1 protein-coding gene and 1 pseudogene (1 of these 2 running past the window's edge) are annotated in these 934 nt (G+C 59.7%); both read left to right on the forward strand.

Annotated elements, in window-relative coordinates:
- Positions 1-472 (forward strand): annotated as a pseudogene (locus EOB49_RS31010) (IS630 family transposase); its annotated part reaches 152 nt to the left of the window's first position; the annotation flags it as partial.
- Between the two features lie 168 nt (positions 473-640).
- Positions 641-934, forward strand: a 294-nt coding sequence (locus EOB49_RS31015) for a transposase (RefSeq protein WP_206526163.1), incomplete at its 3' end; no start/stop codon positions are given.

Consider the following 934-nt stretch of genomic DNA (forward strand, 5'->3'; position numbering starts at 1 on the left):
AAGAAGGGCCGCGCCGGCACGACACGGCACAACGACGCTCTTCGCTGCCCTTAACGTGCTTGACGGCACGGTCATCGCGCAGAACAGCAGCGCCATCGCCATCAGGAGTTCGTCCGCCTCCTCAACCGCATAGAGCGCGCGGTGCCGACGGACAACGCAATCCATGTGATCCTCGACAATTACGCCGCGTCAAAAAAGACAAGATCCGCGCCTGACTCGACCGCCACCCGCGCCATTTCACCCCAAAATCTTGCTCCTGGCTCAACGTCGTCGAGGGCTTCTTCGACAAACTCACCGGCGCAGGCTCAAGCACGGCGTCTTCCACTCCGTTGTAGATCTTCAGGCCGCCATCAACCGCTTCATTCGCGAACACAATGCCGAGAACCCGCAACCATTCATCTGGAAAGCCAACCTCGATGACATTATCGCCGCCCGAAACCGAGGGTTCCAAACGTTGGAATCAATCCACTAGAGTTGCGGATTTGATCGCCGCTTGTAGTGCGCGATGGCGGCGTCGGCCTGATGTTGCCTGCGCCAAAGCGGCTAGCCCGGATATCTCACAGAGTGAGGTGCATCGGGGCTCCGAACCAGGGAAAATGCTTCTGCTACAAAGACTTACCCGAGGCAGAGGTGCTCCCCGATGCAAACAGAGTGTAGCGCAGAACGGTTTGATTTTGCATCCGATGACGGCGCGCTGCTGCTGGGGCTGACGGAGCGGGCGATCGGATTGATCGGCCGCTTTGCCCGCTGCTTCGTGGATGCGCGCAATCCGGACTTGATCGAGCACGAGGTGAAGACGCTGGTGGGGCAGCGCATCTTCGCTCTGACGCTCGGCTATAAAGACCTGAACGATCATGACGAATTGCGCCACGATCCGGTGATGGCTCTGCTGGGCGGCAAGCTGAAGGCGCGTCGCCACAGGAAATGCGCGGCC

The organism is Mesorhizobium sp. M7A.F.Ca.MR.148.00.0.0 (assembly GCF_003997735.1).
Taxonomy (GTDB): Bacteria; Pseudomonadota; Alphaproteobacteria; order Rhizobiales; family Rhizobiaceae; genus Mesorhizobium.